The following is a 6,306-nucleotide window of genomic DNA, read 5'->3' on the forward strand; positions in this document are numbered from 1 at the left end:
TCCACGGCGAGCCGTGGTACCTGTTCGGGCTGCTGGCGCTCGGCCTGCTGCTGGTGGCGGTCTACGAGCTGACCGGCTCGCTCTGGTCCGCGGTGATCGTCCACGCGGTCCACAACGCGGTGGCGCTGGCCCTGCTGGTGGAGCAGGGCGGTCTGGTCGCGGAGGAACCGCCGCCCACGCTGCTGGACTGGACCGGGGCCGCGGTCTCGCTCGCCGCCGTCGCAGGGATCGTCGCGCTGCTGCGGCGCCGGGCCGCCGCGCGCCGGGCCTGAACCGTCAGGTCTTCTGCGGCTTCTGGCGCGCGGCCGGGAACAGCACGTTGTTCAGGATCAGGCGGTAGCCGGGCGAGGTCCGGTACAGGTCCAGGTCCGTCGGCGGGTCGCCCACGGCGTGCTGGTAGTCCTCGGGATCGTGCCCGCCCAGGAACGTGAAGGTCCCCAGCCCCAGCTTGCCGTGCAGGTAGCGCACCTCGTCGGTCCCCTCCACCTCCGCCAGCACCAGGACCGAACGCTTCAGGAAGCGGCGGTGGAATCCCGTGGTCTGGCCCATGAAGCCGTTGACGACGTTGACGTGGCACTGGGTGAGCATCGTCGGCACCGGGTCCTGCTTCGCCGCGAAGGAGAACAGCGTGAAGTAGTCGGCCTCGGGGCCGCGCAGGCCGGCGTAATCGCTCGTGTCGAGGTCGGAGAACTCGTAGACCAGCGGGTTGGTCACCAGCGAAAAGCCGGTGAAGGCGAAGGTGCGCCCGTCGTCGCGGCGGCTCTCGCGGTCGGGGTCCAGCGGCGTGCCGTCGATCTCCGGCGGCACGATGTCGGTGCCCAGGTAGGCCAGCGCGAGGTCGATGGTGTCGGTCGCCGAGCACATCGCGAACAGGAAGCCGCCGCCCTCGACGTAGTCCCGGATGCGCAGCGCCACGGCCTGCTTGAGCCGCCAGACCGCGCCGAAGCCGAGCTTCGCGGCCAGTTCCTCGTTGAGCGCCTGCTGCTCCAGGTACCACGGTTCGAGCCGGTAGGCGGCGAAGAACTTGCCGAACTGGCCGGTGAAGTCCTCGTGGTGCAGGTGGAGCCAATCGTACTCCGCGAGCCGCCCCGCGAGGACCTCGGCGTCGAACACGGTGTCGTAGGGGATCTCCGCGTAGTCCATGGCCAGGGTCACGGCGTCGTCCCAGGGCTGGAAGTTCGGCGGCACGTAGACCGCGATGCGCGGCGGCTTCTCCAGCAGCACCTCTTCCCGGTTGCCCTGCTGCATCTGCTCGCGGATCGCGGCCGCCCCGGCGTCGTCGACCTCCACGCAGTCCACGCCGCGCAGGCGCGCGGCCAGGCGGACGCCGCCCACGTCGCGCATCAGGAAGCTGCCGCCGCGGTAGTTGAGCAGCCAGGTCACGCGCGCGCCGTCCTGCAGCGCCGAGAAGGCCAGGCCGTAGGCCTTCAGGTGGTTGGTCTGCTCCAGGTCCATGGGCACCAGCAGCCACTGGGCGCGGGCGGTCGCGGCCGCGGCGCAGAGCAGCAGGGCGAGCAGGGCGGCGCGCAGGAACGTGCCCGGCGCGCGACGGGCGGGTGTCGTCTGTTTCACGGCGAACTCCTGAGCTTGAGCCGGGCGTCCTCGGCCTCCAGGGCGTCGGGGTACTGCAGCAGCAGCCGTTCCCAGGCGGCGCGGCCGTCGGGTTCGCGGCGGGCCGCGACCAGCGCCTCCCCTTCCCGCAGCAGCGCCCGCGGCGCGAGCGGGCCGGACGGGTGGTCCGTCGCGACGAGCCGGCACTGGTCTGCCGCGCCTTCCGCGTCGCCGGCGCGCAGCAGCACCTCGGCCAGTTCCAGTCGCGCGCGGTCCAGCAGGCGATCCTGTTCCGCATCGCTCGCCGCGTCGCGCACGAAGGCCTCGAGCGCGGCGCGACGGGCCGCGTCGTCGCGGACCAGGGCCGCCCCGACCGCCGGCGCGTAGGCGGCGAGGCGCGACGGGCCGCCCGTGGGCTGCATGAGTTCCTCGGCGATGAGCAGCCCGAGGTCGAGCGCGTCGTTGGCCACGTCGCTCGCGGAACCGTCCAGGGCGACCGAGGCCAGCCGGTCGCGGGCCGTTTCCCAGCCGCCCTGCGCGAAGTCCAGCAGGGCCAGCAGGTAGTGGGCGCGGCCCGCGGCGTCGCGGAACTGCGGGCTGCGGCCCAGGCGCGTCAGGACCGTCCGGGCCCGCGCCGTGTCGCCCGCCGCGAAGCAGGCTTCGCCCAGCGCGAGGCGGGCGAGCGCCACGCCTTCCAGCGGCAGGTCCAGGTCGACCAGCAGGCGCTCCAGCGACGCGGCCGCCTCCGCCGGGCGTCCCAACACGTCGCGCGTGTACGCCGCCAGCCGGATGCGCGCGGAGTAGAGCCGGCTCGAACCCGGGCTGCGCTCGCGCACCAGTTCCAGGACGGTATCCAGGCGGCGGGCCACGGCGGCCTGGTCCGGACCGGGGGCGTCGAAGGCCAGCACGTCCTCGCAGACGCCGGCCAGCAGGTCGAGCACCCGCAGCTGCTGCCCGCGGGGCATCGCCGCCGAGCCGGCCAAGGTCTCGAGCGTCGCGATCAGCCAGGAGGAGGCGGCCCGGCGCGTCTCGGGCTCCGGCTCCAGCGGCAGCTCCTTCGCCAGGATGCCGGCCGCGTGCAGCAGGACCTGCGCGCCGGCGGGATCGGCGGTGAGATCGGCGGTCGCCGCCGCGGCCGCGTCGGCGCGCCCGAGCCGCAGCAGCAGGTCGGCGCGCAGCAGGCGGGCGGCCGGCACGTCCCGGTCGAGTTCCGCCAGGGCCGCGACGGCCCGTTCGCGTGGCGCCCGAGCGGTCAGCAGCCCCAGCATCTCGTCGCGGACCAGCGGCAGGTTCAGCGGGTTGTTCCTGAGTTCGTCCACCGCCTCGGCCATGCCCGCCTCGATCCGGTCCAGCTCGACGAGGCAGGCGGCGGCCTGCCGCTGGAAGATGCGCGGGTCGCCGTGGGCGGCGCGCAGCGAATCGCAGAGGACCAGCGCTTCGTCGGGACGGCCGTGGGCGCGCCACAGGCCGATCGCGTCGGCGACGCTCGTGGTGCGGTTGGGGCTGGCGTCGAACAGGGTCGCGAGCGTGGCGCGCGCCTCGGGCAGCCGGCCCAGCGCCATCTCGGCCTCGGCCAGCGCGCGCAGCAGGCGCAGCTGGCCGGGCCGCTCGCGCAGCCCCTCGCGGCAGAGGTCGGCCGCGCGGGCGTCGTCCCCCGAACCCTGGGCCAGGGCGACCCAGCGCGTCAGCGTCTCGGCGCGCGGGGCGCCGAGCTTCTCGGCCTCCTCCAGCATCGTCGCGGCGCGGCCGAAGCTCTCCAGCCGGATCAGGTGGTCGACCTCCAGCAGGCGCGTGCGCCACGGCTGGGCTTCGGGCGCGGGCGTCCGACCGCGCAGCAGGCGCTCGATGACCGGCGGCCCCTCGCTGACCGGCGGCTCCTGGGCGACGGCCGCCGGCGAGCGGCCGGGGCAGGCGATCACGGCCAGGGCCGCGAGGCAGACGGCGGCGCGAGCGCCGGCGAAACGGCGCGGGGTCATGGGCGGGCCTCCGCGTCGGCGCCGCCCGCTCCGCGCGGCGCGTCGAGCTCCTGCAGCGTCTCGAAGTAGCGGCGGACCAGGTCGCGGTATTCGGCCGGCACCCGGTCGAGCTGTTCGGCCCGCAGGCGCCAGGGCGCGAGCGGCGCCGACGCGGGTTCCCCGCCGTCGCTCCCTTGCTGGCGGCCCGACACCTCGGCGGCCGCGCGGCTCTCCCGCCGCCGGCCGAAGTCGCGCTTGCGCACGGAATTCCTGGCGTCGAGCATGCGGCCGAGGATGCGCTCCTGCCGCTCCAGCGTCTGCTCGTCGATCTCCCCGTCGGCGAGCGAGGAAGCGATCCCCTCGAGGTCGCGGGCCAGCTCGCGCAGGTCGCCCAGGATCCGCTCGCCTTCGGGCGCCACGCGCTGCTGATCGGCGGCCTCGCCCATGCCGCGGGCCACGCCCTGCTGGTCCGACTGCAGGCGCTGCATCTGCGACCGCGCCTGCTGGCTCATCCCCTGCTCGCCCAGCTGGCGGCGCAGCTGCTCGGTCAGGCCGTTGAGGCCGGCCTGCTCGCGCGCCATCTGCTCCAGCTGCCGGCTGAGCGACGGCATCGGCATCGACATCGCGCCCCCGCCGCCGCCGCCCGCCATCTGGGCGCTGGTCAGCAGGTTCATCACCAGCTGGTTGATCTGCCCGAGGCTGCCGCGCGCGCCCTCGCGCGCCGGCTGCCCCCAGCCGGCGTCGAGCGCCGCGACGGTCGGCTGCATGCCTTCGACCAGCTTGTCCAGCTGCTGCAGCGTGCGGAAGGGGATCGCGCCGGAGGAACCGAGCGCCGTCTCGAGCCGGCCGCGCAGGGCCGCGGTCGCGCGCAGCAGGCGCTTCTGGTCGCGGGCCAGCTGGGGGGCGCGCACGTCGCGCAGGTCGGCGGGGATCGAGGCCGCCAGCATCTCCTGGCGGCGCGAGATCTCCAGCAGATCGAAGGCGAGCCGCCGCATCGCCTCGCCGGCGAAATTCTGCATGGCCATCTGCATGGCCTGCTGCCCCTGCAGCAGCACGTTGTAGAGCGACGCCAGCCGCCGCATCGCCTCCTGCTGCGACGCCGCGCTCTGCGGCGCCTGGTCGCCCGACTTCAGCGAACCCGCGGCCTGCTCCAGGGCCGCCTCGAGATCGCCCTTCTCGAGCTCCGCCAGCGCGTCCTCGAGCGCCTCGCGCATCGTCTGGGCGGACGGCGGCTCGCCCGTCGGCGACTCGCCGGTCCGCGGCTCGCCGGTCTGCGGCTCGCTCGACTGCGGCTCGCCTGCCGGCGCCTTTGCCGCCAGCTCCGCGAGCGCCTCGCGCAGCTGCTGCTCCAGCTCGCGGACCGCCTCGGACAGGGCCTCCTGGCGCGCCGCCGCCTCGGCGTCGCGCTCACCCTCCATCAGCTGCGACTGCTCGCGCATCATCTGTTCGAGCTGCGCGGTGAGCGCCGCCATCTCCTGCTCGCGCTTCATCTGCTCGAGCAGCGACGCGGCGCGCTCCAGGCGGTCCAGGAACTCCTGCTGGCGCCGGGCCACGTCGGCCACCGCCTCCTGGACGTCGCGCTCCTCCAGCCGCGCCATGGCGTCCTGCAGCTGGTCGCGCAGGCGGTCGAGGTTCTCGTCGCGGATCTCATCCATCAACGCGGCCACCTGGTCCAGCCGCTCGACCAGCTCGACCGAAGCGAGGTTGCTCGCGGCCAACCGGTCCAGGTCCCGGTGCAGGCGGTCGGTCAGGTCCTCGAGGCCCGACTGCAGGTCCTGCTGGCGCGCCAGCGCCTCGTCGATCTCCTGACGGCGCGCGAAGTCGGGCAGCGGGTCCTTCTTCAGCTCGCGCTCCAACCGCGCGAGCTCCTCGCGCAGGTCGCCGCCCCGGCGTCGCAGATCGGCCAGGTCCTCGAGGCGCTGCTGCTCGCCCTGCTGGTGGTCGGCCAGCAGTTCGGCCGCCGAGGGCAGCGTGAAGCGCAGGACGCGCGAACGGCCGCGGCCGGGCGCGCCCGGCCGCCGGTTGTCGGCGGCCTCGAGCTGGAGCGCCAGCGTCTGGCCGGGCACGAACTCCAGCTGCGAAACGTCCAGGTGCAGGGAGGCGCCCAGTCGTCCGGGAGCCGGGTCGGCGGCGGGGTCCGCGGCCAAGCCGGCGACGCCGCCCTCCAGGTCGGCGCGGACCGGCGCGGTCAGCGCGGCCGTGACCGGCAGGCGGACCCAGGCCGTGTCCTGCGGCGCCTCGGGATCCTCCCGCCGCAGCAGCAGGTCCAGCCCCGCGATCCCGTAGTCGTCCTCGGCGCGGGCCGCGAGTTCCAGGCGCCCGTCGCCCGGCAGGTCGGTCCCGCCGTCCGGCCGCGTCAGCTCGGCGACCGGCGCGCGGTCCGCGCGCACCACGATCTCGTGCGGCGCGTCGGACAGGCCGCCCAGGCCGGCGGCGTCCCGCAGGCGCAGGCGCCAGCTCAGCGGTCCCGTCACGGTCAAGCCGCCGTGGAACTCGACGCCGTCGACGCTCCACGCCGACGAGTCCCCCGCGGCGGTCACCATCGCGGCCTGCGCGAGGTCGTGGTTCGCGCGGCCGCGCCATTCCAGGCGGCTGCCGGCCGGGACCTCGAGGCGCGACGGCGCCTGCGGGTGCCGCGCCGCCGACAGGCCGGTGTACGACGGCGGGGTCACCGACAGCGACAGCATCAACGGCAGCGGCGGGTGCAGAACGCGCAGGCGGCCCTCGGCGGTCGTGAACGGGCCGCGCCGGAAGCGGTACACCAGATCGTCGCGCGCGTCCGCCAGCCGCGCCGCGAAGC

Annotated in this window: 4 protein-coding genes; 1 reads left to right on the top strand and 3 read right to left on the bottom strand. The window is 75.2% G+C overall.

The features are described from left to right. A partial coding sequence (locus tag Q7W29_03580) for a CPBP family glutamic-type intramembrane protease (protein MDO9170893.1) occupies positions 1-272 on the top strand: 272 nt, incomplete at its 5' end. 4 nt (positions 273-276) lie between these two features. On the opposite strand, the gene Q7W29_03585 is transcribed toward Q7W29_03580, so the two are convergent. From Q7W29_03585 to Q7W29_03595, 3 genes are all read right to left on the bottom strand, one after another. Next, positions 277-1,455, bottom strand: a complete 1,179-nt coding sequence (locus Q7W29_03585; GenBank protein MDO9170894.1) for an asparagine synthetase B — start codon at positions 1,453-1,455, stop codon at positions 277-279. Positions 1,456-1,568: 113 nt separating this feature from the next. Continuing rightward, a complete protein-coding gene (locus tag Q7W29_03590) occupies positions 1,569-3,527 on the bottom strand; it encodes a tetratricopeptide repeat protein (GenBank protein MDO9170895.1) in 1,959 nt (652 codons plus the stop codon). Then, a partial coding sequence (locus Q7W29_03595; protein MDO9170896.1) for a DUF4175 family protein occupies positions 3,524-6,306 on the bottom strand: 2,783 nt, incomplete at its 5' end. The genes Q7W29_03595 and Q7W29_03590, both read right to left, overlap by 4 nt.

Source organism: bacterium (genome assembly GCA_030654305.1).
In the GTDB taxonomy this organism is placed as follows: domain Bacteria; phylum Krumholzibacteriota; class Krumholzibacteriia; order LZORAL124-64-63; family LZORAL124-64-63; genus PNOJ01.